Raw genomic sequence first — 23,310 nt, 5'->3', positions numbered from 1 at the left:
GGACTGCCCTGTGTTCTCATTCTTGTATTTTTTAGTTTATGCTCTCATACATAATCGAAGATGTTGAGGGACAACCAGAAGGAGTGAAGGGACATGGCACAAGAGAAAGTTTTTCCTATGACTGCAGAAGGAAAACAAAAACTTGAACAAGAATTAGAATATTTGAAAACGGTTAAACGAAAAGAAGTAGTAGAGCGCATCAAAATTGCGAGAAGCTTCGGAGACCTTTCCGAGAACTCTGAATACGATTCAGCGAAAGAAGAGCAGGCATTTGTAGAGGGCCGCGTGACGACTCTTGAAAATATGATTCGCAATGCGAAAATCATTGAAGATGACGGCGGCTCTAACGTTGTCGGTTTGGGTAAAACCGTCACTTTCGTCGAACTGCCTGACGGTGACGAAGAATCATATACGATCGTCGGAAGCGCGGAAGCTGACCCGTTTGAAGGGAAAATCTCAAACGATTCACCGATCGCAAAAAGCCTCTTGGGCAAAAAAGTAGATGAAGAAGTCACAGTACAAACACCGGGCGGAGAAATGCTCGTGAAAATTGTGAAAATTTCATAATATCTGTTTAGCAGCGAAACACCTCGTCCACAATGTGGGTGAGGTGTTTTTTTATGAAGATATCGAAACGAATGAAGCTGGCAGTCATCGCTTTTTTGATTGTATTTTTTCTGCTTCTGCTGAGGCTTGCAGAAATCCAGCTGTTTTTCACAGAATCATTTTCTAAAAAGAAAATTAATTTGATTCAAGAAAGTGTGAAACAGCGGACGGAGGAAGTGCTCATTTCAGATGGAAGAGGCTCTTTTTTAGATCGAAACGGGCGGGCGCTGACAGGACAAAGCGAGCCTGCGGTTGTTTTGTTCCCTTTTCTGCTGACGCAGGATTGGCCGATCAAAAAAGTTGCGGACATCCTCGGCATGTCTGAAGATGATTTGCGCCAGACACTAGGTAAGGCAAAAAAACCGGTCATTTTGCAGCAAAAGAAAATCAAAACACTTTCAAAACAATCTATCACAAAAATCAATTCTTTGAAATATCCCGGCATTTACGGCGTATATATGGAGAATGAAGACAAGCCCAGCCTTGCTTCACATACGATTGGGAGCACGAACCAAGATCCGGCGCTGCTTCGCAAGAAATATCCTGACAAGGAGAGCCTTCCGATTACAACAGAAATCGGAACAACCGGTTTAGAACGGACATTTGACGAGTTTTTGCTTCCGGAACAAGACACAAAGCTTTTATATCATGTGGACGGAAAAGGAAACCCTTTGTTTGGCATGGACGTCAAATATACAGCTGAAGCCAATACATTTTATCCGCTCCAGGTCAAAACAACGATCGATCAAAGCATTCAAAAAGTGATGGAGGAGGTATTGGATGAACAGGGGCTGAAAAAGGGAGGGGCTGTGCTGCTGGACATCGAAAATAGCAGTGTTCTGGGAATTGTAAGCAAACCAGATGCGGATGTGTCCCGGCAAAACACACTTCAAAATTATATGCTGACGCCAATCTATCCCGGATCAGTTTTTAAAACAGTCATTGCCGCAGCTGCAATCGAAAATAATATGGTGGAGCCTAGTCAAACCTTTAATTGCAATTTAAACCTGTACGGGGAACCGGGGGACGACAAAGGAACCTTGTCTTTTGATGAAAGTTTTGCCCAAAGCTGTAATTACACATTTACGAGTCTTGCAGAACAATTAATGAAAAAAGACAGCTCGGTTATTGAAGATATGTCCGAGAAGCTGGCTCTCACTGATCGGGCAGGCTGGGAGGGGAAACTGTACCACGAAACCGATTTCCGCCAGCTGTATAACGAAAAAAGCGGCGTGATTTGGGGGGATGAAAAAGACAAATCAGTCAAAAAAGCCATTGCGCAAACAGCAATCGGGCAGAAAAATGTAAAGGTAACGCCGCTGGAGGTAGCCAATATGATGGCGACAATCGCCCGCGGCGGAGAAAAACGGCAGGTGAAAATTGCCGAAAAAATTGAGTATAAGAACGGCACAACGCTCGTTACGTTTAAAGATCAGAAGCTCAAAGGGGAAACAATAGACAAATATACGTCACAGCAGCTTCAAAAAATACTGCGGCGGGTGGTAGAATCTCCTTCCGGAACGGGCAGAAGGTTTCAAGATCTTCCGTATACTGTAGCAGGGAAGTCGGGCACAGCTCAGACAGGCAAGCTTTCAAAAGAGAAGGAAACACTCTATGAAAAATGGTTTGCCGGATATTTTCCCGCGGATAAGCCGAAATACGCTCTGGTTGTTTTACACATGGATACACCGGGAGATAAGGCTCTGACAAATTCGGTGTTTTATGATATTGTTAAAAAAGTACACGAAATTGAAATCAATCAGAAATAGAACAACTTCTCAGCACATGTTAAAATATATGCTGAGCTAAGAGGGATAAAGGAGTGCAGAATTATTGAGCAATAATCAATCTCGTTATGAAAATCGTGATAAACGCAGAAAAGCCAATTTAGTGCTTAACATTTTAATCGCAATCGTATCCATACTAATTGTCGTAGTAGCAGCGAATCTCTTCATTAACAGTCCTTCTAGCAAAGATGTCAGCAAGGATTCTGAAACGGCGCAAAAACAGGAATCTCCGGCTTCAGGAAAGACGGAAAAGAAATCGGATGAGGATATAAAAGACAGCAAGAAAGATACATCTGACAGCGAAAAGGATTCTGAGAGGTCTTCTGACTCTGATTCCAAAAAAGATGATTCTTCTTCTAAAAAAGATGACTCTGATTCAGATTCAAGCTCAGATTCAGCCGGTGACGGGCTTAAAGATGCAAAAGTAACAGAAGGCGGCTCATCGAGCGATGTGGAAAAAACGTATGAAAATCCTGACTGGAAAGCAGTCGGAACTGAGCAGACTGGCGAGCATGCCGCTACTTATGATTCAAGCTCACAAGACTGGGCTGAGATGCTGAAAGCCATTTCATACGCAACTGGTGTCTCAACAGATAACATGACGGTGCTCTGGCTTGGAAATAACGGCAGCCCTCAGGATGCCAAAGGCAAGATTTTGGACAAGGCGACTGGGAATAAATATCAAGTCACGATTACATGGGTCGATGAAAAAGGCTGGAAGCCGACAAAAGTAGAAAAGCTAAAATAAACAAAAGCAGCCGGGTTACAACCGGCTGCTTTTGTTTTAGGCTTCAGCTGCGAAATGAACCACCGCGCTGTACAATATTCGTCCTTCTGCCACAGCAGTTTGGTGTGAAACAGATTTCACCCGGAGCATGATGGCTTTATTGTTTTCAATTTGTGTATTGATTTTCTTTTCAAGCTCCTGCAATGAAGCCGCTTCAAAAAATTCCACTTTGTCTTTAATCAGATCTAATTGAAAATTCATGTCTTGACCCTCCAGCTTTCACAAGTCATATGAAGTATAAGCTTTTTTGCGGTCAATGCGCAATATGAGATGGCATTAAATACACAAAGTGTTTTAGTACCTGCTTTTCAGAAGATGTGGTATTATAGGAACTGTTCCATCATTAATTCATAGTATGCTTATAGGAATTATTAAATATGGAGTGTGACAAATATGGGACGTGAATTTATCCCTCTCTTTGAAGATTGGGCAGCAACTTATGATCAAACAGTACAAGGTTTAGATATTCAGTATAAAGAAGCGTTCAGAGGCTACGATCATATCCTTGATGCCATCGTCAGCAAATCTGGAACTCATGTGTTAGAATTTGGCCCGGGGACCGGGAATTTGACAGCTAAGCTGCTCGATGCAGGCAAAACTGTATTTGGAATCGAACCTTCTCCAGCAATGCGTAAACTGGCTTCTGACAAGCTTTCAGGCAGGACGGAAATCGTTGATGGAGACTTCCTGACATTCCCTGAGCCGCCATTTCAGGCTGATACAATTGTCAGTTCATATGCTTTTCATCATTTGACTGACGAAGAAAAGCGGGCTGCCATAAAGCAATATGGCAAATACCTTCACTTGCATGATAAAATAGTGTTTGCCGATACCGTCTTTGAAGATGCGCAAGCGTATCAACAGGCTATCGATAAAGCCCGTTCTCAAGGCTTCTATCAGCTTGCAAATGATTTAGAGACAGAGCATTATCCTACATTGGATGCGTTGAAAGAAATGTTTACAGCTGAAGGTTTTGCAGTCCGATTCACTCAGCAAAACGACTTCGTGTGGATAATGGAGGCGATCAAACGGTAAAGTGAAGGGAATGTGAATAGATGAGACTAGCAGTCATCGGAGCAATGGAAGAGGAAGTTACCATCCTAAGAAACAAACTTGAAAATGCAAAAACAGAAACGATCGCACACTGTGAATTTACAACAGGCGAATATGAAGGAACTGAAGTGATTCTTTTAAAATCAGGAATTGGAAAAGTAAATGCTGCTATCAGCACAACGCTTCTGCTTGACCGTTACAAGCCTGATTATGTCATTAACACAGGCTCAGCCGGCGGATTTCATCATACATTGAATGTAGGGGATGTCGTTATTTCCACTGACGTTCGCCACCATGATGTAGACGTAACGGCTTTTGACTATGAATACGGCCAAGTGCCGGGCCTTCCGGCTGCTTATGCGGCGGATGAAAAGCTGATCAGCATCACGGAAGAAGCGGTATCTGAACTCGACGGCATTCAGGTTGCAAAAGGAACAATTGCAACAGGCGATTCTTTCATGAACGATCCGAAGCGGGTTGAAGAGGTGCGTGCGAGATTTTCTGATCTGTACGCGGTTGAAATGGAGGCTGCGGCAGTTGCTCAAGTGTGCCATCAATTTAAAACGCCGTTTGTCGTCATCAGAGCGTTATCTGATATCGCAGGAAAAGAATCACATGTTTCATTTGACCAATTTTTAGAGCAGGCGGCTGTCCATTCAACAGAGCTTGTGTTAAAGGTGATCAAACGAATTCATTAAAACGGGGAGAATGTTCTCCTCCGTTTTTTCTAAAAACAACCTCTAATTAGGAGGAGGACATATATGACAGTGATTACGGACATTACTGAGCTGATTGGGAATACACCGCTTCTCCGCTTGAAGAACTTTGATGTTCCAGAAGGAGTCGCGGTGTATGCCAAGCTTGAAATGATGAATCCCGGGGGTAGCATCAAAGACAGACTGGGAGATATGCTGATTCGTGACGCGCTCGATTCAGGCAAGTTGAAACCTGGCGGAGTGATTATAGAAGCTACAGCAGGCAATACAGGGATCGGCCTTGCGCTAAGTGCCAGAAAATATGGGTTGAAAGCGATTTTCTGTGTCCCTGAACATTTCAGCAGAGAGAAACAGCAAATTATGCAAGCGCTTGGCGCATCAATCATTCATACACCGCGTCAAGACGGAATGCAGGGCGCCATTCAAAAAGCCATTCAGCTGGAGACTGAAATTGAAAATTCTTATTGCGTTTTGCAATTTAAAAACCAAGTAAATCCATCGACTTACTATAAGACGCTTGGACCTGAAATGTGGGAAGCGCTTGACGGGAATATTCATACGTTTGTCGCAGGGGCAGGATCAGGGGGCACGTTCGCAGGAACAGCTTCCTTCTTAAAAGAAAAAAATCCAGCAGTCAAAACGGTGATTGTTGAACCGGAGGGCTCGATTTTAAACGGAGGGGAACCCCACGCTCATAAAACAGAGGGCATCGGCATGGAGTTTATCCCTGATTATATGAATAAGAGCCACTTTGACGAGATCTACACCGTAACGGATGAGAATGCGTTTAGACTTGTGAAAGAAGCGGCAGAAAAAGAAGGACTGCTGATCGGAAGCTCTTCAGGTGCAGCGCTTTATGCGGCATTGGAGGAAGCGAAAAAAGCATCTGCTGGAACTAACATTGTCACAGTATTTCCTGACAGCAGCGATCGATATATCAGCAAACAAATATACGAAGGAGGCATCTGATATGAAGAAAAAAACATTGATGATACATGGCGGAATCACAGGTGATGAGAAAACAGGCGCAGTTTCCGTGCCGATTTATCAAGTAAGCACGTACAAGCAGCCGAAAGCAGGGCAGCATACAGGCTACGAGTATTCAAGAACGGCCAATCCGACTCGAACCGCTCTCGAAGCACTTGTGACAGAACTGGAAAGCGGGGAAGCAGGCTATGCGTTCAGCTCAGGAATGGCTGCCATTACAGCGGTTATGATGCTGTTTAACAGCGGAGATCATGTCGTGTTGACTGATGATGTGTACGGCGGAACATACCGCGTGATGACAAAGGTGCTTAACCGTCTTGGCATTGAATCAACATTTGTCGATACGAGCAGCAGAGAAGAAGTTGAAAAAGCGATTCGCCCTAATACAAAAGCCATTTATATTGAAACACCGACAAACCCGTTGCTCAAAATCACCGACTTGACGCTCATGGCTGATATCGCAAAAAAAGCGGGTGTTCTGCTTATTGTAGACAATACCTTTTACACTCCTTATTTTCAGCAGCCGCTTACTTTAGGCGCTGATATCGTACTTCACAGTGCGACAAAATATCTTGGCGGACACAGTGATGTCGTCGGAGGTTTAGTTGTGACAGCTTCGAAAGAGCTTGGAGAAGAGCTGCATTTTGTGCAAAACTCCACAGGCGGCGTGCTTGGCCCTCAAGATTCCTGGCTGTTAATGAGAGGAATCAAAACGTTGGGACTCAGAATGGAAGCGATCGATCAAAATGCGCGGAAAATCGCAAGCTTTCTTGAGAATCACCCTGCTGTCCAAACGTTATATTATCCTGGTTCTTCAAATCATCCCGAACATGAGCTTGCAAAAACGCAAGGATCTGGCTTCGGCGGCATGATCTCCTTTGATATTGGCAGTGAAGAACGGGTTGATGCGTTTTTAGGAAATCTGAAACTGTTTACCATTGCTGAAAGCCTGGGGGCGGTTGAAAGTTTAATTTCTGTTCCTGCAAGAATGACACATGCTTCTATTCCGAGAGAACGCCGGCTTGAGCTCGGCATTACGGACGGCTTGATCAGAATTTCTGTAGGAATTGAAGATGCGGAAGACTTGTTGGAAGATATCGGCCAAGCGCTTGAAAATATATAACAAATGGATAGAATTGCTTTCTCTGTAAGCCGCCGGATTATATTATAATAGTCGTATACTATGAATCTGGCAGGTGATTCTTTTGAACAAAAATAGAATGAAATCTTTAAAAGAAGACTACAAGCATTTTGCTTTTACATTGCTTGCAGTCAGCACTTTTTTATATATAGGCGCAGTTCTCCCTGATCAAGGCTTAACATTAGGCCAGAAATCGACGATGTTTTTAGCGGATTGCTTATTTTTAGCCGGTGCCTTCTTTTGCGCTGACCGTTCACTTATTTACAAGAAGCGTTTGGAAGAAGCCGACGAATAAAAAAACAGCCATCATCAGCGATGGCTGTTTTTCTGTTATTTTTCTCGAAGTTCTTTTCCCATGCCTTTTAAAAACTGAAGGCCGAAGCCGACGGCTCTGTTGATGTCAGGATCGTTCATTGCTTTTAACAGGTCGAGAATCCCGACTTTCTTGTCTTCTTTTAAAAAGCTTTGTGCCTGTTCAGTCCCAGCCATTACGCTTTCTAAAAGCTTTGCTGTAAACTCAGGATCGGCTTTTGTCAATGCGCCTCCGGCGGCCATCATCGTGTTGATGAGGTTGGTGACAGGCTCGCGGGAAACTTGGCCAAGCGCAATCTTGGCAATGTCTTCCTTCGCTCTGAGCATGCTTGTTGCCGCATCAAAAATTCCAAGGTCATTGAGTTCATTCATTAACGTCATCGTTTTAGAGACGGCGTCCTCATTTTCCGCCAGCAGCTCTTTCAGTTCTTCTATTTTTTCAAGCTTAATTTGCTCAGCTGTTTTTGTTTCTTTTTTGATCGTCGTAATCGGAGTGGCCATTCGTTTTCCTCCTATCGTTTAATCAGTCAGATGGACATAGCCAGGACGGTTCCATTTTCTTTCTGCTTCGACTCCGTTTTGCGGATGCCGTTTTTTGTTGCGCGGATTTGTTTTTGGAAGCGGCGCTGTTTCACAGCCGCCAAGCACTTCCATGCGAACCTTAGTCTGTTTATAAGCAGGCGTGTTCGTCCGTTTATCAGCTGCAGGGCCCGTCAAGAAGTTAATCGCTGACTCCTTGTCTGTCGAGTTCATTGGCAGATAGAGTTCATTTTTCCGTACCCGGTCTGTGATCAGCGCGTTCAATTTGACTGCTCCGAACGGAGAAACGAGCCGTACAAGCGAACCGTCACAAACACCTCGCTCTTGTGCAAGCTCAGGTGAGATCTCAACGAATACATTCGGCACTTTCGCTTGGATGCCTTTCGATTTATTTGTCATGTTTCCTTCGTGGAAATGCTCCAGCATCCGGCCGTTATTGATATGAAGGTCGTATTCCTCCGGAAATGCCGCTGGCTCGGTCCAATCAGAAAGGGCAAAGCGGGCTTTTTTGTCAGGGAAATTAAATCCGTCTTCATACAGAAGCGGTGTGCTTTCACCTGTGAAGCTGCCCCATAGGAAGCTGTTCCAGCCTTCAAGCACCTCATAGCTTGCTTTGGCAAACAGAGGAGAAAGACTCGCCATTTCAGAGAAAATGTCACTTGGATGGCTGTAAGTCCAATTCGCTCCTAAACGGTTTGCCACCTCTTGAATAATCCACCAGTCCGGTTTTGCGTCACCAAGCGTCGGAAGCGCCTGATACAATCGCTGGACACGGCGTTCTGTGTTGGTAAATGTTCCGTCTTTTTCAAGTGAAGGAGTGGCCGGCAAGACGACATCGGCATATTGAGCTGTTCTTGACAGGAAGATGTCCTGTACCACGAAGAAATCAAGGCTTGATAAAATATCATGCACATGGTTCGCGTTTGAATCGACCAGTGCCATATCCTCACCGACAAGATACATAGCTTTCATTTTTCCTTCTTCAATGGCATGAAGCATTTGAATATTATCTAAACCAGGCTTTCCATCTATCTCGACACCATATGCCTCTTCAAATTTAGCACGGGCTTTGTCATCTGTAATATGCTGATATCCCGGCAGCCAGCCAGGCAATGTTCCCATATCACAAGCGCCTTGCACGTTATTGTGTCCGCGCAGAGGATAAGCGCCGGCACCTGGACGGCGATAGTTGCCCGTAGCGAGAAGCAGGTTTGAAATGGCTGCTGATGTATCAGAACCGCCTGTATTTTGTGTGACACCCATTCCCCAAAGGACACAAGTGCCGTCAGCATCACGAATCATTTCAGCAATTTGAATGATGTTTTCTTTTGAAAGGCCTGTGATGCGTTCTGCATAATCAAGCGTATACGTTTTAAGGGTTTCTTTATAATCTTCAAAGTAATTGACGTTCTCATCAATAAACGCCTGATCGTGCCAGCCTTGGTCGATCATATATTTCGTAACAGCCATTAGCCAAACTTGGTCTGTGCCTTGTTTAGGGCTGATGAACAGATCAGATCGCTCAGCCATCTCATTTTTACGCAGGTCGGCAACAATCAGTTTTTGACCGTGGAGCTTGTGTGCCCGTTTGACGCGTGTTGCGAGCACTGGGTGTCCTTCCGCCGGATTGGCACCGACAATGATGACGAGACCTGCTTTGGCAATATCTTTAATCGTGCCGGCGTCACCGCCCATGCCGACAGTGCGGAACAATCCGTCTGTAGCAGGAGACTGGCAGTAGCGTGAGCAGTTATCGACGTTGTTTGTTTCAAATACCTGACGCGCTAGCTTTTGAATGACGTAGTTTTCTTCATTCGTAATTTTAGAAGAAGAAATAAACCCTACAGAGCCTTTACCGTACTGCTCTTTGATTGATCCTAATCTGCTTGCGACAAGATCGAGGGCTTCTTCCCAAGAAGATTCCACAAAGGCTCCGTTTTTACGGATTAAAGGCTTTGTGATCCGTTCTTTTGAATTGACGAAATCCCAGCCGAATTTCCCTTTGACACATGTGGAAATCGCGTTAACTGGAGCATCAGAAACAGGCTGGATCTTTAAAATATCCCGTCCTTTTGTCCATACTTCAAATGAACACCCGACACCGCAGAACGTACATACAGTTTTCGTTTTTTTCGTTCTTGTTTCACGCATTGCCGCTTCGACTTCAGAAATGGCAAAAATGCTGCCATACCCCGGTTCAACATTTTTCACGAGATCAATCATCGGTTCCATGACGTCCTCTTTAATGCCTGTCATAAAACCAGCCTGCCCGAGCATTGATTTTTCCATCAGTGCATTACATGGACATACTGTTACACACTGACCGCAGCTGACACAGGAAGATTCATTGATCGAAACTCCCTCATCCCAAATGACGCGAGGGCGTTCGCGTTCCCAGTCGATTGAGAGTGTTTCATTTACCTGAAGGTTTTGACAGACCTCAACACACTGGCCGCAGGCAATACATTGGTTTGGATCATAGCGGTAAAAAGGATGAGACATATCAACCGCGCAAGAAGGATCTTCTTTTGGCGTATATGGGTATTTTTGATGCTCGATCCCCATCATTTCCGCTGTATTATGCAGCGTACAGTTTCCATTGTTGTTATCGCAAACTGTACAATACAGCAAATGATTTTCAAGAAGGCGGTCCATCGCTTCGGTTTGCGCTTCTTTCACTCGATTTCCTGAAAGATCAATTGACATCCCGTTTTCTGCAACCGTCGCGCATGAACGAACCAGCTTGCCGTTTGCCTCTACTATGCAAGTATCACAAGTTTGAATCGGGTCAACCTCTGGTACGTGGCAAATCTGCGGGTACTCAATTCCGTTTTCATTTAAAATATCTAAAATTGTGGCCCCTGCTCGTGCTTGAATTTCTGTTCCGTCTACACGGACACTGATCGACTTAACGTCCATCATATTCATATTCCCCTCCATCTTTCTTTCAAGAAGTCAAAAAAAGCCATGTATAGATACACCTGCCCTTAATTCTAAGAAGGTGTAAACACACATGGCGGAATAGTTCACTAGCAAGTCTTACTAACAGACCAATCCTTGATTTTTATAAAACGATAGACTCGTAACAAGATCCTATTACAAATCCATCAACACTGCTTTTATTATAATGTGATATTTATTATAATACAATATGGCAGGAAAATTTTAACCAAGTGAAATGTCCTGAGGGGAACCGGGAAAAGCCTTTATAAGGCAATATCGGAAGGGGTAATCAGCATGTCTAAAAAAATTCATGAATTCAATGATATCATTCGAAAACTTCGCAAAGAATTGTTCGGAAAAGGGCCTGAGAGAATTCATACTGTATTTGTAGAAAACATGGCAGTTTCAACACTATACGGAAATCTGAGTGCAAGCGAGCAGTTTATCGCCCGTACGCCTGAAGGAAGAGAAATGGTACATGCGGCCCGGACAAGCCTAATTCAAGACCTTTATTCCAAACAAACACCGGAAGGAATGGAGGAACTCATGGGAGCTAAGCTAGTCCATTTGTTTTCTGATATTAAAATTGAGGAAAACATCGCTGTATCTGTATTTGTTTTTGACCGAAAAATAGATGAGCAAAAAGAAGCTCTGCAAAGCTAGTATATTTGTCATTGACACAAATTTGTCACATTTGATATGATGTTGCTACAGTTATAGAAGGCTAAAGCAATGGAATGTATGCACGAACTGTATATATTCTCTTTCAATATCTTACATACTGCTTGATATTGTTGTATGGGTATGCATACAAGTTAGGCAGCATTCAAACGCCTGGTTTGACACAGGTTATTTGAGTGCTGCCTTTTTTATTGCCTTTCTTGCATAACTGTGAGAAAAGAAGAAGTAATGGAGGCGTTTAATTATGGCTTTTCGAAAACCGGATGAAATAGCGGAAGCAGCAATTGAAGCAGGGATGAAAAAAATAAAGCTCCCGCTGCCGTCACTGCTTGTGCTGGGGTTTTTAGGCGGTGCATTTATCGCGCTTGGGTATTTGCTTGATATCAGGGTAATCGGCGATCTTCCGAAAGAATGGGGCAGCCTGTCCAGTTTGATTGGTGCAGCAGTATTTCCAGTCGGCCTGATCCTTGTCGTTCTCGCTGGCGCTGAACTGATCACAGGCAATATGATGTCAGTTGCGATGGCGTTATTTTCGAGAAAAATATCAGTAAAAGAGTTAGCGATTAACTGGGGAATCGTCACAATTATGAACTTAATCGGCGCATTGTTTGTTGCGTACTTTTTCGGGCATTTGGTTGGATTGACTGAAACAGGTCCTTATTTAGAAAAAACGATTGCCGTTGCCCAAGGAAAGCTCGATATGAGCTTTGGCAAGGTTCTCATTTCCGCCATCGGCTGTAACTGGCTTGTATGTCTTGCAGTGTGGCTTTCTTTCGGCGCCCAAGACGCAGCAGGAAAAATCCTTGGCATCTGGTTCCCAATCATGGCTTTTGTGGCTATCGGATTTCAGCACGTTGTCGCCAACATGTTTGTGATTCCTGCTGCCATTTTTGCAGGCTCATTCACGTGGGGGCAGTTCATCGGAAACATCATTCCGGCTTTTATCGGTAATGTCATCGGCGGAGCTGTATTTGTAGGTCTCATTTATTTTATTGCATATCATAAGAAAGACCGCTCCAGAAAAGAAATGAAGCAGGTGTCATGACCAACGGGCAAATCCATTCGATGATTTGCACAATTTCCGTCCATTTTTAGAAAAAGATGTTTACAAAATGGAATTTGGTGGATATACTTACAAAGTAAGAAAAAAAGCAAAGGAGGCTGAACCAAAATGACAATGAGACAACGACGTCAACCTGTACGTGATACACATGTAAAAGTTCATGGTTTATTCAGCCTGTGGAAGAGTTCGTGTCCTTCCTTAACCGATGCTTATCGCACGCATTAAATTCGGAATAGTCGGACATACGCAACTCCCCGCAGGCAGTAGAGGCATTGGTGTCTTCTTTTGTCTGCGGTTTTTATTTGCCCGCAGCAGAAGAGTGTGCCGCGGGTTATTTCGCTTGTGCGGACTTTGAAAGGGGGTGAGCGATATGACGATTAACCTATTCTTTTTAACGTTAACGATTAAAAAACGGTTTAAAAGCCTGGAAGAATTCGAACGAGAACAGCAGATTGAGCAGATTTATGATGAAATGAAAGAGTCTCAGTTAAAGCATCTTTATTTAACAAACTGGCGTTAAAAGCAACGAAAAAAACTGAAGGGGGAATGGCATATGCTTAGAATGGAACTATTGATGCATTATACTATGGAGAAGGACCAAGTTTAGCGAAACAGCTGTCAAGAAAATGCCTGCCTGCATACAATAAATCAACGTTACTGTGAGGCAGGTGATGGCATGATGAACGATTATCAAAAAAGACTGCCGTCGATTGGCCATGGTTATGCGTCCATGCCGCATTCCTTCAAACATGGTTATGGAAATCCATTCCGACAGCAGAGGCTGATGGCAATGCAGCAGCAAAGGCTGTATGTATTCCCTTATCATTGGCATTAGAGAGAGGGCAGAAAACATTTTGTTTTCTGCTTTTTTTTGCGGAAAAAAATGAAAAAGTTTAGTTCTATTGAAACATTTTTCAATACATTGCCGTCTAGTTGGTACCTTCCTTCACTTTTAGAAATGAAGATGATGTTTATTTTTTTAAGATAATAAATAAACATAGGAAACCAAAAGCAGGTGTTTAAAATGCTAGAAAATAGACTCTATAAACGATCGGATTTTTGGAAATTATTTTCTCGGAAATATAAGCTAACCAAAACAATTGAGCATATGATGATTGACTCTATAGATATACAAGGAAATGACAGAATTTTAGAAATTGGAATTGGAAATGGCACTGTCTTTAAAAGCATAACCAAGAAACTAGAAAAGGGAAGCCTAAAAAGCATTGATCCTTCAAAACGAAAGGTAAGACAGATATCACGTGCGAATCGAAAGAACATGGGGAACGGGAAGGTTTGTCATGGCTATCCAGAGGACATTCCCTTTGATGACCGTACCTTTAATAAAGTCTTTTCTTTACATACGGTTCAAAGCTGCACCGATATTAGGCTTGCATTAAGAGAAATTTACAGGGTGCTTCAAATTGACGGCCGGTTTTATATCAGTATTGACACAAATACCGGTGAAAAAGAGAAAACGTATATTCAACTGCTGAAAGACCAGCATTTCAGGGATCTTTCTGTTATCCGGCGTGATTCCTGTCTATGTATTGTGGCTGTTAAATAAAAAATTTCTCGGGAAATATATCCAAGATCCTTGCTTTAGGATTTGGGTATATTTTCTTAATTTTTTATTTTTTGCATATACTTTATATTAAAAAAAGTTTTTTTCATATAAACTTATAACAGAAGAAATAACAAAGAGGTGATTTCAGACAGGGCAGACATTCTTTGTGAACAAAAGGAATGAATATTCATTCCGCAAACGAATCGGAGGTTGTCGATTACATGTTATCCGCATCCAGCAGTAAATACGACATGATTATGAAAGCGTCGGTCTCACTTTTTACGGAAAGGGGTTTTGACGCTACCACTATTCCTATGATAGCTGAACGTGCTCATGTAGGGACAGGAACGATCTATCGTTATTTTGACAGCAAAGAAACACTCGTTAACGTACTGTTTCAAGAAAGCATCCAGCGATTTACGGAAAAACTGAAGCAAGACGTTTCAGAATTGCCTGTCAGAGAAGGCTTTCACCACGTATTTTGCTGTCTCGTTCAGTTTACGAAAGAGAGCGACTATGCGCTTTTTTTTCTTGAAACCAAAAAAGATGCTCATTACTTAAATCATACAAGCAAAAAAATGATAGAAAATCTGACTCAAATGCTTGATGACTATTTTAATAAGGGAAAAGCGGAAGGCGTGATTCGCAGCCTGCCCTCTAATGTGTTAATTGCGATTGTATTAGGGGCGTTTCTCAAGATATATCAGCTCGTCCAAACAGGTGATATAGAGATGGACACTGATTTAATTACTGAATTGGAACAATGCTGCTGGGACGCCATTAAGCTTCATTCATCACAAAAATAAGGAAAGGGAGATGTTAATGAAACAGGCAAGCGCAATACCTCAGCCCAAAACATACGGACCTTTAAAAAATCTTCCGCATCTGGAAAAAGAACAGCTTTCTCAATCCTTATGGCGGATAGCTGATGAATTGGGACCGATTTTCCGTTTTGATTTTCCGGGAGTATCCAGTGTTTTTGTCTCGGGCCACAATCTTGTGGCTGAAGTATGTGATGAAAGCCGCTTCGACAAGAACCTTGGCAAAGGCTTGCAAAAGGTGCGCGAGTTCGGGGGAGATGGCTTATTTACAAGCTGGACGCACGAACCGAACTGGCAAAAAGCCCACCGCATTTTGCTGCCGAGTTTTAGTCAAAAAGCGATGAAAGGCTATCATTCTATGATGCTGGATATCGCAACCCAGCTGATTCAAAAGTGGAGCCGCTTAAACCCTAATGAAGAAATTGATGTAGCGGACGATATGACACGTCTGACGCTTGATACGATTGGGTTATGCGGGTTTAACTATCGATTCAACAGCTTTTACCGTGATTCACAGCATCCGTTTATCACCAGTATGCTCCGTGCCTTAAAAGAGGCGATGAATCAATCGAAAAGACTGGGCCTGCAAGATAAAATGATGGTGAAAACGAAGCTGCAGTTCCAAAAGGATATAGAAGTCATGAACTCCCTGGTTGATAGAATGATAGCGGAGCGAAAGGCGAATCCGGATGAAGACATTAAGGATCTCTTGTCTCTCATGCTTTATGCCAAAGATCCAGTAACGGGTGAAACGCTGGATGACGAAAACATTCGATACCAAATCATCACATTTTTAATTGCTGGACATGAGACAACAAGCGGGTTGCTTTCCTTTGCGATTTATTGTCTGCTTACACATCCGGAAAAACTGAAAAAAGCTCAGGAGGAAGCGGATCGCGTGTTAACAGATGACACGCCTGAATATAAACAAATCCAGCAGCTCAAATACATTCGGATGGTTTTAAATGAAACCCTCAGACTGTATCCAACAGCTCCGGCTTTTTCTCTATATGCGAAGGAGGATACTGTTCTAGGCGGGGAATATCCGATCAGTAAAGGGCAGCCAGTCACTGTTTTAATTCCAAAACTGCACCGGGATCAAAACGCTTGGGGACCGGATGCGGAAGATTTCCGTCCGGAACGGTTTGAGGATCCTTCAAGTATCCCTCACCATGCGTATAAGCCGTTTGGAAACGGACAGCGCGCTTGTATTGGCATGCAGTTTGCTCTTCAAGAAGCGACAATGGTTCTCGGTCTTGTATTAAAGCATTTTGAATTGATAAACCATACTGGCTATGAACTAAAAATCAAAGAAGCATTAACGATCAAGCCGGATGATTTTAAAATTACTGTGAAACCGCGGAAAACAGCGGCAATCAATGTACAGAGAAAAGAACAGGCAGACATCAAAGCAGAAACAAAGCCAAAAGAAACCAAACCTATACACGGCACACCTTTACTCGTTCTTTACGGTTCAAACCTTGGGACAGCTGAGGGAATAGCCGGTGAACTGGCTGCTCAAGGCCGCCAGATGGGCTTTGCAGCTGAAACGGCTCCGCTTGATGATTATATCGGCAAGCTCCCTGAAGAAGGGGCAGTCGTCATTGTAACGGCTTCTTATAATGGGGCGCCGCCTGATAATGCTGCCGGCTTTGTAGAGTGGCTGAAAGAGCTTAAGGAAGGCCAATTGAAAGGTGTTTCCTATGCGGTATTCGGCTGCGGGAACCGGAGCTGGGCCAGCACGTATCAGCGGATTCCCCGCCTGATTGATGACATGCTGAAAGCAAAGGGGGCATCGCGTTTAACAGAGATTGGGGAAGGTGACGCCGCCGATGATTTTGAAAGCCATCGCGAGTCTTGGGAAAACCGCTTCTGGAAGGAAACGATGGACGCATTTGATATTAACGAAATAGCCCAGAAAGAAGACAGGCCTTCATTATCGATTACTTTTCTCAGTGAAGCGACGGAAACGCCGGTTGCTAAAGCATATGGCGCGTTTGAAGGGGTTGTGTTAGAGAATCGAGAACTCCAGACAGCTGACAGCACGCGTTCAACCCGCCATATTGAATTGGAAATTCCGGCTGGTAAAACATATAAAGAAGGCGATCATATCGGAATCCTGCCGAAGAACAGCAGGGAGCTTGTTCAGCGGGTTCTCAGCCGATTCGGTTTGCAGTCCAATCATGTGATAAAAGTAAGCGGAAGCGCTCATATGGCTCATCTGCCGATGGATCGGCCGATCAAAGTAGTGGATTTATTGTCGTCCTATGTAGAGCTGCAGGAACCGGCATCAAGGCTTCAGCTTCGGGAGCTGGTCTCTTATACAGTTTGTCCGCCGCATCAAAAAGAGCTGGAACAGCTCGTTTCAGATGATGGCATTTACAAAGAGCAGGTACTTGCAAAACGTCTTACCATGCTTGATTTTTTAGAGGATTATCCTGCCTGCGAAATGCCGTTTGAACGGTTTTTAGCACTTTTGCCATCACTAAAACCGAGATACTATTCCATTTCAAGCTCACCGAAAGTTCATGCAAATATCGTGAGCATGACGGTAGGAGTTGTGAAAGCCTCAGCATGGAGCGGCCGAGGTGAATACCGGGGTGTCGCCTCTAATTATTTAGCAGAATTGAATACAGGTGATGCAGCAGCCTGTTTCATTCGTACGCCGCAGTCCGGATTCCAGATGCCGGATGAGCCTGAAACGCCTATGATTATGGTCGGGCCGGGCACAGGAATTGCGCCATTCAGGGGCTTTATTCAGGCAAGATCGGTTTTGAAGAAGGAAGGAAGCACTCTTGGTGAAGCACTTTTATACTTCGGCTGCCGCCGCCCGGACCATGACGACCTTTACAGAGAAGAGCTGGATCAAGCGGAACAGGACGGTTTGGTCACAATCCGCCGATGCTACTCGCGCGTCGAAAACGAACCAAAAGAATATGTCCAGCACTTGCTCAAGCAAGATACGCAGAAATTGATGACACTCATTGAAAAAGGGGCTCATATTTACGTATGCGGTGATGGATCGCAAATGGCTCCTGATGTAGAGAAAACTTTGCGATTGGCGTATGAAGCTGAAAAAGGAGCAAGCCAGGAAGAATCAGCTGAATGGCTGCAAAAGCTGCAAGACCAAAAACGTTATGTAAAAGACGTTTGGACAGGAATGTAAAATATAAAATCCCGCCAATCTGATTGGCGGGATTGCTTTGCATGTGAGAAAACCGGCACGATAATGAAATCTACTGAAAAGGATGTTATAGGGAGTATCGCGCCGGCCTTATTATTCATATCGGCATGCAGAGGCAAAAGTTTAGTTCTTTTTGCCTTATTTTTAAAAATAAATAGTCTAAAAGTCTTGTTTTTGATTTTCAACTCAGGCTTTTGGCATTTTGTTCTTGCTTATTCCTTAAGATAGTCATCTGTTGAAGATTGATGCTTGAATTGCTGTTCCACATGCTTACGGTAATGAAAGTCATGAATCAGCCGAATGGTCGGCCTGATTAACAGCAGCAAACTTCCGATCGCAAACAGCCATATCCCTGCCGACATTAATCGGTCATAAAAAAAGAAAAAGCTCCCGACGAGAAACAAAGCACCAATGATAAAATCGTTTACTGTATAAAGAATCTTATATCGTTTTTTGAAAAAAAGTTCATATCGTTTCAGCTCTTTTTGGAAGTCATGTTCTTCATTTACTGTCACCATCATCCCTCCATTCTATTTTGGCTTACCCTTACGTAAACGGAATGTAAACATAAGGGCAGCCTTGCTGAAAGGAGACATAATCAACGATCAGAAACTAAAGTGAAAAAGTGATCCGCAATAAGAGCGGTCAAAGCTTTTGCCCCTTTAGGAACCAAGTGAACACCATCAGGGGTAAAATATTCCGGATGCTGAAGGGCTTCTGTATGCCAGTCAACTAACGTAACATTTTGATGTGCGTTTGCCTGGTGCTGTAAAGATTCATTAACCTTGCTTTCCCATTGGCGGGGAACCCGTGTATTGACAAGATAGATATGGGCTTTTGAGAAAGATTGAAGCAGTTGTTCGATTTGGCTGTTTGTAAAGTAGCCATTGGTTCCAAGCTCAATGATGACAGCCTTGTTCGGCTGATTAAAAGACTTGTACTCCCTTGCGAGTTCCAAAGCTTGAGACATTTGTCTTCCTACCTTTCCATCAATCGTCACATGTGAAAGTGACTGACGCAGGTGTGAAGAAATATCAAGCATGACGGAATCTCCTATAGCTAACACCTCTTTCGCAGTGTCTGCTGGTTTTTTCGCCTGTTGAGATTGCGTGTCTTTCTTTTTATGAGTCTCTTGCCCACTATCTTTGTTTTCCTTTTGACGTTGATCGGATTCTGTTGTCTTTTGTTCAGGATTGTGTTTTTTATCTGCTGCAGCATTCTTTTTATCCCCAGAAGCCAGGCTGGTGTCAACATTTGTTTCTTGTGAGCTATATGTCCATTTGGTAGGGTGCTTTTGCTCTCCGGCTAGCCCAGACAGCCCGCCTGCAAAAATAAGTATAGCGAAAATGACGAAACCAATTGACATTTTGCTGATGACAGATGTCGTTTTCCATTCCTTGATTCTATGTATCAAAACACGGCGGAAAAATGACCTAAATCCCTGTGTCCGTATCGGCTTCTCAATAAAAAGATAGGAAAGCTCGGCAAGTATACATGTCACAATGACCTTTAGCACGATATGCCAAAAAACAGGGTTTCCGATTTCTTGAACTGGCGTGCTTAACACAATAACAGGGTAATGCCAAAGATAAATTCCGTAAGACCTCGTTCCAAGCCACCGAAGCGGCCTCCATGAAAGCAGATTGCCTAAAAAGCTGCTCGGATGGCAAACACATGCAATAAGGATTGCGGCAGTCACGCTAATGAATAGCATTCCGCCTCTGTAAAGAAAAGGCTCGTATTCATCTGTGAAATAGACACACAACACTAAAATACAAAATGCCGAAAATTCAGTGGCGTGCAAAGTGTGCTTCAGTTTGCTTGGCAGCCTGTTGGAAGACAGCCTTTTCATCGGCCATACCAAAGCCAAGGCACATCCGATGAGAAGTCCAAACGAACGAGTGTCTGTGCCATAGTAAACGCGGCTCGGATCTCCGCCAGGTTCATACAGTACGCTCATCATCACGGCTGAACAAAGCGCAAGCAATGATATCACCGCAGCCAATCTGGCGCGGCTTTTCATTATGTACATTCCAACAACTAAGAATATCGGCCATATGATATAAAATTGTTCTTCAATCGCCAGCGACCAAAGGTTTTTTAGAGGTGATGGGGAACCGAAACTATCAAAATATGATAGCTTGTGAAAAATAAACCACCAATTGCTCATATAAAAGAGAGAAGAGATCGCATCTCCACGTAGAGTGTGCAATAGTTCTCGATCAAACAATACGACCCACACAACAGTGGAAAAGATCATAAGGTACGCTGCCGGCAGAAGCCGCCGAATGCGGCGCACCCAAAAGTCCCGAAAATCAAGATTGATATCATTTCCATATGCCGGTAATAGAATAGATGTAATCAAATATCCGGATAAAACAAAAAAGATATCAACTCCGATAAAACCACCGTTAGCCCAATTGAAATTTAGGTGATAAGCGATAACTGAAAGGACGGCAAAAGCGCGAAGGCCATCAAGTCCAGGGATGTATCGATGATGCTGTGTCTTGTGATACATGGGTATTCCTCCAATAGTATGCAAATATTCTCGTTGTTTTTGATAGCGAGGTTACGACCTCGAATAGAGAAGAGAGAAAACATCCATGATCTTAGATGGATGTTTTTATTTTATCGAATATAACGTTCTCCCACGAGCAAGTTTGAAATGACGCTGGTTGGAATTGTAAACTCGGTAACGCCCATATAGCCGGGGGCGACTTCATATTCGTCAAATGAGATCACAAGTTTATGGTCTTCAGTAATGTAAAACGTCTGATCAGGAAGAATCGTTTTGAACGGTTCTGCATCTTCGTCAGTGAGCCAATATATTTTATTTGGATCTTCCTTCATTTGCTGTTTCATTTGTTCTTTGATGTTTTGACTGATGACTTTGATATAGCGCTCATCTTTGAATAAGCTTTTTAATGTAAGTAAAATATCATTCTTTTTGTCAATTGTAATATAACGGCTTTGTGTGTAGGAAGATGCTTGTGTTTTTTCAATATTGCGCCGGATAGAGAGTAAATCTGGCGTGTCTGTGACCGTCTCGTAATCACTGTAGATGCTGAGATGCCCTTTTTTGTTTTTGGATGTGGACTGTATAAACTCTTTATACAGCTGCTGGCTTTCTTTCAAGTATTTCTGGTTAATGCTGTTTTCAAGCTCTTTATTAGAAAGCCCGGACAAAGCAGGTGTTTTGACATCAATGCTTGATTGGTCTTTTTCCTCTTTGATTTCAATAAAGGTGATCGCTTTGACGATTTTGCCGATGACAGGGATCTTTGACATAGCCTGAGCAGCGTCAGGGTTGATATTAACAAGCGCAGTGAATAAAATAGCTGCAGCGATTGCTGCTGATGTCGGCCACATGACGATTCTTTTCTTTTTTGGTTCTTGCTGAAGGGCTTTTTCAACAATGATATCCAATTCTTTAGGAATCTGAACATTTTTATATTCTTCTCTTAATTGCTGTAATCTCTTATCCATTAAGAAAGATCCTCCTTCGTCAACTGAATGCGCATCAGCTTCAATGCTCTGTATAGGCGCGTTTTGACGGTATTCGTGTTTTCTCCTGTAATTTCCGCAATTTCTTCTAATTTGAGGTCTTCAAAAAAGCGTAAAATAATAATGGTTTTATAGCGGTACGGCAATTCGTCAAGCGCTTCATGGAGATCAGTATCCTTGTAATGGTCTTCCTTTCCTTTGCTTAAAAATTCTATCGTTTCGTCGTCCATCACTCTTATCTTTTTTTGTTTGCGCAAAAAATCAATGGCTGTCCGTACTAAAATTTTATAAAACCAGCTTTTTATCGTCTCAGGGTTTCTGACCGTTTCAACTGAGCTCAGCGCTTTTTTTATAGATTCTTGAACAATATCTAATGCGTCATCTTGATTTTTCACATAACTGAAAGCCAACCTGTAGAAATCCTGCTTATGGTCAGTTATACATGTGACAAGCAACGCTTTTGTTGTTTGTTTTTTCTTCATTGCAATAAAGGGCTCCTTTTTGAATATACGTATATCGTAGGCTGTTACCTAGGATAGACGCGGCAGGCTGAAAAATAGTTTGCGCAGAATCGCATTTTTTTAAAAGAGAGAAGTAAATCAGCAAGGGGGAGTTTTATGCATAAAAAAACACGGCTTGTTTTGTACAAGCCATGTTTTTGGGGTAAGAGATGCGAAACATTATTCCAAATAATGTTTTTTGAAATCTGAATGGATAGAAAATTTACGGCGCAACTGGATGAGATTTTTCCCGAAGCTCTCTTCTAAAAGCTCTCTATGCTTTTTCAGAATTTCCATGAGGTACAGATCATGAATGATCACTTCAGTAATAGGCATGACTAAACCTACATGCATCGTCCATGCAGCACGGCTGTCGTTGCCAAGTGAGACAATGCCCGCTACTACTTCTGAATCATCTCCGCTATAGACAAGCCACCGTCCGTCATACTCTTCTGTAATTTCACTGCTCATATCATGAAGGTAAACATTGGCAAAATCAGATACGATGTCTCCGTACGCAATAATGGTGACAATAACGCCTTGATCTGCCGCATGTTTGAGCTCTAATTCTATCTCCTCAAAATCCTCTTTCCATATTTCTAAGAGGATTCTTTTTTTGGCGGATAAGATACAAGCCTTCACCTTTTCAAGAATTTCACTGCGGCCGGTGATATTCCAGATGTTTTCCCGGTCATTAGCAGTCTGCTCGAACTTTTCAAAATATTTCTCAGCCTGATCAAAATGCTCTTCCGCTTTGAGCCGGCGGTTTTTAATCAGTTCTTTTGCGGGGACAGGAACATACTGAGGCGTATTTCCGTGACTGACAAAAACATCTCCCCTTATGACAAGGCTTTCCAAGACTTCATAAATTTTAGAACGGGGAACTCCGGATTTTTTGGCAACGGCATAGCCTGTTAAAGGTGATTCTTGCAATAATGCCAAATACGCTTTCGATTCATATTCTGTAAAATTGAGGTTTTTTAAAATGTCTAACATATTTTCTTTCATATATCCTCCAATATAAAGAGCAATCGCTGCCTTTGTAATCGCTATTTTAACAAACCATATTGATTTATTCCAAACTGATTGATACACTTTTATAAGTAGTTACTTTTGTA

General features: G+C 42.9%; 23 protein-coding genes. 15 read left to right on the top strand and 8 right to left on the bottom strand.

Going from position 1 to position 23,310, the window contains the following annotated elements:
* Positions 1–93 precede the first annotated feature (93 nt).
* The 3 genes from greA (at position 94) to AC0OMA_RS13635 (ending at position 3,141) form a co-directional block, all read left to right on the top strand.
* Positions 94–567: a transcription elongation factor GreA gene (gene greA / locus AC0OMA_RS13645; protein WP_004399078.1), complete on the top strand. Its 474-nt coding sequence runs from the start codon at positions 94–96 to the stop codon at positions 565–567.
* Positions 568–620: 53 nt separating this feature from the next.
* On the top strand, positions 621–2,375 hold the full coding sequence (locus AC0OMA_RS13640; RefSeq protein WP_181219973.1) for a peptidoglycan D,D-transpeptidase FtsI family protein: 1,755 nt from the start codon (positions 621–623) through the stop codon (positions 2,373–2,375).
* A gap of 64 nt (positions 2,376–2,439) precedes the next feature.
* Positions 2,440–3,141, top strand: a complete 702-nt coding sequence (locus AC0OMA_RS13635) for a YrrS family protein (protein ID WP_181219971.1) — start codon at positions 2,440–2,442, stop codon at positions 3,139–3,141.
* A gap of 36 nt (positions 3,142–3,177) precedes the next feature.
* Here the strand turns inward: AC0OMA_RS13635 and AC0OMA_RS13630 are convergent, their stop codons facing one another.
* Positions 3,178–3,381 carry a YrzA family protein gene (locus tag AC0OMA_RS13630; protein WP_014477495.1) on the bottom strand — a complete coding sequence of 68 codons (204 nt, stop codon included), beginning with the start codon at positions 3,379–3,381 and terminating at the stop codon, positions 3,178–3,180.
* Between the two features lie 192 nt (positions 3,382–3,573).
* On the opposite strand from AC0OMA_RS13630, the gene AC0OMA_RS13625 reads away from it, so the two are divergent.
* The 5 genes from AC0OMA_RS13625 (at position 3,574) to AC0OMA_RS13605 (ending at position 7,372) form a co-directional block, all read left to right on the top strand.
* The gene (locus AC0OMA_RS13625; RefSeq protein ID WP_015384223.1) at positions 3,574–4,215 is read left to right on the top strand and encodes a class I SAM-dependent DNA methyltransferase; all 642 of its coding nucleotides are present in this window, start codon (positions 3,574–3,576) and stop codon (positions 4,213–4,215) included.
* A gap of 20 nt (positions 4,216–4,235) precedes the next feature.
* On the top strand, positions 4,236–4,931 hold the full coding sequence (gene mtnN / locus AC0OMA_RS13620; RefSeq protein WP_009967881.1) for a 5'-methylthioadenosine/S-adenosylhomocysteine nucleosidase: 696 nt from the start codon (positions 4,236–4,238) through the stop codon (positions 4,929–4,931).
* A 63-nt stretch (positions 4,932–4,994) separates the two neighbouring features.
* Positions 4,995–5,918, top strand: a complete 924-nt coding sequence (locus AC0OMA_RS13615; protein WP_181219969.1) for an O-acetylserine dependent cystathionine beta-synthase — start codon at positions 4,995–4,997, stop codon at positions 5,916–5,918.
* A gap of 1 nt (position 5,919) precedes the next feature.
* Entirely contained in the window at positions 5,920–7,059 is a 1,140-nt protein-coding gene (locus AC0OMA_RS13610; RefSeq protein ID WP_015384221.1) for a bifunctional cystathionine gamma-lyase/homocysteine desulfhydrase, read from the top strand.
* An 82-nt stretch (positions 7,060–7,141) separates the two neighbouring features.
* Positions 7,142–7,372: a YrhC family protein gene (locus AC0OMA_RS13605; protein WP_015483495.1), complete on the top strand. Its 231-nt coding sequence runs from the start codon at positions 7,142–7,144 to the stop codon at positions 7,370–7,372.
* Between the two features lie 35 nt (positions 7,373–7,407).
* On the opposite strand, the gene AC0OMA_RS13600 is transcribed toward AC0OMA_RS13605, so the two are convergent.
* Positions 7,408–7,890 (bottom strand): helical membrane plugin domain-containing protein, encoded by a 483-nt coding sequence (locus AC0OMA_RS13600; RefSeq protein WP_014477490.1) that lies wholly within the window; start codon positions 7,888–7,890, stop codon positions 7,408–7,410.
* An 18-nt stretch (positions 7,891–7,908) separates the two neighbouring features.
* Entirely contained in the window at positions 7,909–10,851 is a 2,943-nt protein-coding gene (gene fdhF, locus AC0OMA_RS13595; protein WP_181219968.1) for a formate dehydrogenase subunit alpha, read from the bottom strand.
* Positions 10,852–11,166: 315 nt separating this feature from the next.
* Here fdhF and AC0OMA_RS13590 point away from each other — a divergent pair, with 315 nt between their 5' ends.
* From AC0OMA_RS13590 to cypB, 7 genes are all read left to right on the top strand, one after another.
* A complete protein-coding gene (locus tag AC0OMA_RS13590) occupies positions 11,167–11,535 on the top strand; it encodes a Na-translocating system protein MpsC family protein (protein ID WP_004398508.1) in 369 nt (122 codons plus the stop codon).
* A gap of 262 nt (positions 11,536–11,797) precedes the next feature.
* Positions 11,798–12,598 carry a formate/nitrite transporter family protein gene (locus AC0OMA_RS13585; protein WP_003229815.1) on the top strand — a complete coding sequence of 267 codons (801 nt, stop codon included), beginning with the start codon at positions 11,798–11,800 and terminating at the stop codon, positions 12,596–12,598.
* Positions 12,599–12,986: 388 nt separating this feature from the next.
* Positions 12,987–13,136 carry a YrzI family small protein gene (locus AC0OMA_RS13580; RefSeq protein WP_004399102.1) on the top strand — a complete coding sequence of 50 codons (150 nt, stop codon included), beginning with the start codon at positions 12,987–12,989 and terminating at the stop codon, positions 13,134–13,136.
* Positions 13,137–13,292: 156 nt separating this feature from the next.
* Positions 13,293–13,451, top strand: coding sequence for a hypothetical protein (locus tag AC0OMA_RS13575; RefSeq protein ID WP_003229817.1), 159 nt, complete (start codon positions 13,293–13,295; stop codon positions 13,449–13,451).
* A 189-nt stretch (positions 13,452–13,640) separates the two neighbouring features.
* Complete coding sequence (locus AC0OMA_RS13570; protein WP_181219966.1) at positions 13,641–14,183, top strand: class I SAM-dependent methyltransferase; 543 nt, start codon at positions 13,641–13,643, stop codon at positions 14,181–14,183.
* Positions 14,184–14,404: 221 nt separating this feature from the next.
* Positions 14,405–14,989 (top strand): transcriptional regulator FatR, encoded by a 585-nt coding sequence (fatR, locus tag AC0OMA_RS13565; RefSeq protein ID WP_021480200.1) that lies wholly within the window; start codon positions 14,405–14,407, stop codon positions 14,987–14,989.
* A gap of 16 nt (positions 14,990–15,005) precedes the next feature.
* Complete coding sequence (gene cypB / locus AC0OMA_RS13560) at positions 15,006–18,170, top strand: bifunctional cytochrome P450/NADPH--P450 reductase CypB (protein WP_474222171.1); 3,165 nt, start codon at positions 15,006–15,008, stop codon at positions 18,168–18,170.
* Between the two features lie 230 nt (positions 18,171–18,400).
* On the opposite strand, the gene AC0OMA_RS13555 is transcribed toward cypB, so the two are convergent.
* From AC0OMA_RS13555 to AC0OMA_RS13535, 5 genes are all read right to left on the bottom strand, one after another.
* Entirely contained in the window at positions 18,401–18,703 is a 303-nt protein-coding gene (locus AC0OMA_RS13555) for a YrhK family protein (RefSeq protein ID WP_181220069.1), read from the bottom strand.
* 83 nt (positions 18,704–18,786) lie between these two features.
* Positions 18,787–20,706, bottom strand: coding sequence for a peptidoglycan O-acetyltransferase OatA (gene oatA, locus AC0OMA_RS13550; protein ID WP_181219962.1), 1,920 nt, complete (start codon positions 20,704–20,706; stop codon positions 18,787–18,789).
* Between the two features lie 110 nt (positions 20,707–20,816).
* A complete protein-coding gene (rsiV, locus tag AC0OMA_RS13545; protein ID WP_015384210.1) occupies positions 20,817–21,674 on the bottom strand; it encodes an anti-sigma-V factor RsiV in 858 nt (285 codons plus the stop codon).
* A complete protein-coding gene (gene sigV, locus AC0OMA_RS13540) occupies positions 21,674–22,174 on the bottom strand; it encodes an RNA polymerase sigma factor SigV (protein WP_004398891.1) in 501 nt (166 codons plus the stop codon). The genes rsiV and sigV overlap by 1 nt, the downstream gene beginning before the upstream one ends.
* A 198-nt stretch (positions 22,175–22,372) precedes the next feature.
* Positions 22,373–23,200, bottom strand: coding sequence for a TrmB family transcriptional regulator (locus AC0OMA_RS13535; RefSeq protein ID WP_181219960.1), 828 nt, complete (start codon positions 23,198–23,200; stop codon positions 22,373–22,375).
* Between the last annotated feature and the right edge of the window lie 110 nt (positions 23,201–23,310).

The organism is Bacillus sp. AMCV2, from assembly GCF_056033925.1.
This window is presented reverse-complemented; position numbering and strand designations above follow the sequence as displayed.

Bases quoted from the DNA above. Each gene is read 5' to 3' on its own strand.
- greA (WP_004399078.1), top strand. From the start codon at position 94: ATGGCACAAGAGAAAGTTTTTCCTATGACTGCAGAAGGAAAACAAAAA.
- AC0OMA_RS13640 (WP_181219973.1), top strand. From the start codon at position 621: ATGAAGATATCGAAACGAATGAAGCTGGCAGTCATCGCTTTTTTGATT.
- AC0OMA_RS13630 (WP_014477495.1), bottom strand. From the start codon at position 3,381: ATGAATTTTCAATTAGATCTGATTAAAGACAAAGTGGAATTTTTTGAA.
- AC0OMA_RS13625 (WP_015384223.1), top strand. From the start codon at position 3,574: ATGGGACGTGAATTTATCCCTCTCTTTGAAGATTGGGCAGCAACTTAT.
- mtnN (WP_009967881.1), top strand. From the start codon at position 4,236: ATGAGACTAGCAGTCATCGGAGCAATGGAAGAGGAAGTTACCATCCTA.
- AC0OMA_RS13615 (WP_181219969.1), top strand. From the start codon at position 4,995: ATGACAGTGATTACGGACATTACTGAGCTGATTGGGAATACACCGCTT.
- AC0OMA_RS13610 (WP_015384221.1), top strand. From the start codon at position 5,920: ATGAAGAAAAAAACATTGATGATACATGGCGGAATCACAGGTGATGAG.
- AC0OMA_RS13600 (WP_014477490.1), bottom strand. From the start codon at position 7,890: ATGGCCACTCCGATTACGACGATCAAAAAAGAAACAAAAACAGCTGAG.
- fdhF (WP_181219968.1), bottom strand. From the start codon at position 10,851: ATGATGGACGTTAAGTCGATCAGTGTCCGTGTAGACGGAACAGAAATT.
- AC0OMA_RS13590 (WP_004398508.1), top strand. From the start codon at position 11,167: ATGTCTAAAAAAATTCATGAATTCAATGATATCATTCGAAAACTTCGC.
- AC0OMA_RS13585 (WP_003229815.1), top strand. From the start codon at position 11,798: ATGGCTTTTCGAAAACCGGATGAAATAGCGGAAGCAGCAATTGAAGCA.
- AC0OMA_RS13580 (WP_004399102.1), top strand. From the start codon at position 12,987: ATGACGATTAACCTATTCTTTTTAACGTTAACGATTAAAAAACGGTTT.
- AC0OMA_RS13575 (WP_003229817.1), top strand. From the start codon at position 13,293: ATGATGAACGATTATCAAAAAAGACTGCCGTCGATTGGCCATGGTTAT.
- AC0OMA_RS13570 (WP_181219966.1), top strand. From the start codon at position 13,641: ATGCTAGAAAATAGACTCTATAAACGATCGGATTTTTGGAAATTATTT.
- fatR (WP_021480200.1), top strand. From the start codon at position 14,405: ATGTTATCCGCATCCAGCAGTAAATACGACATGATTATGAAAGCGTCG.
- cypB (WP_474222171.1), top strand. From the start codon at position 15,006: ATGAAACAGGCAAGCGCAATACCTCAGCCCAAAACATACGGACCTTTA.
- oatA (WP_181219962.1), bottom strand. From the start codon at position 20,706: ATGTATCACAAGACACAGCATCATCGATACATCCCTGGACTTGATGGC.
- rsiV (WP_015384210.1), bottom strand. From the start codon at position 21,674: ATGGATAAGAGATTACAGCAATTAAGAGAAGAATATAAAAATGTTCAG.
- sigV (WP_004398891.1), bottom strand. From the start codon at position 22,174: ATGAAGAAAAAACAAACAACAAAAGCGTTGCTTGTCACATGTATAACT.
- AC0OMA_RS13535 (WP_181219960.1), bottom strand. From the start codon at position 23,200: ATGAAAGAAAATATGTTAGACATTTTAAAAAACCTCAATTTTACAGAA.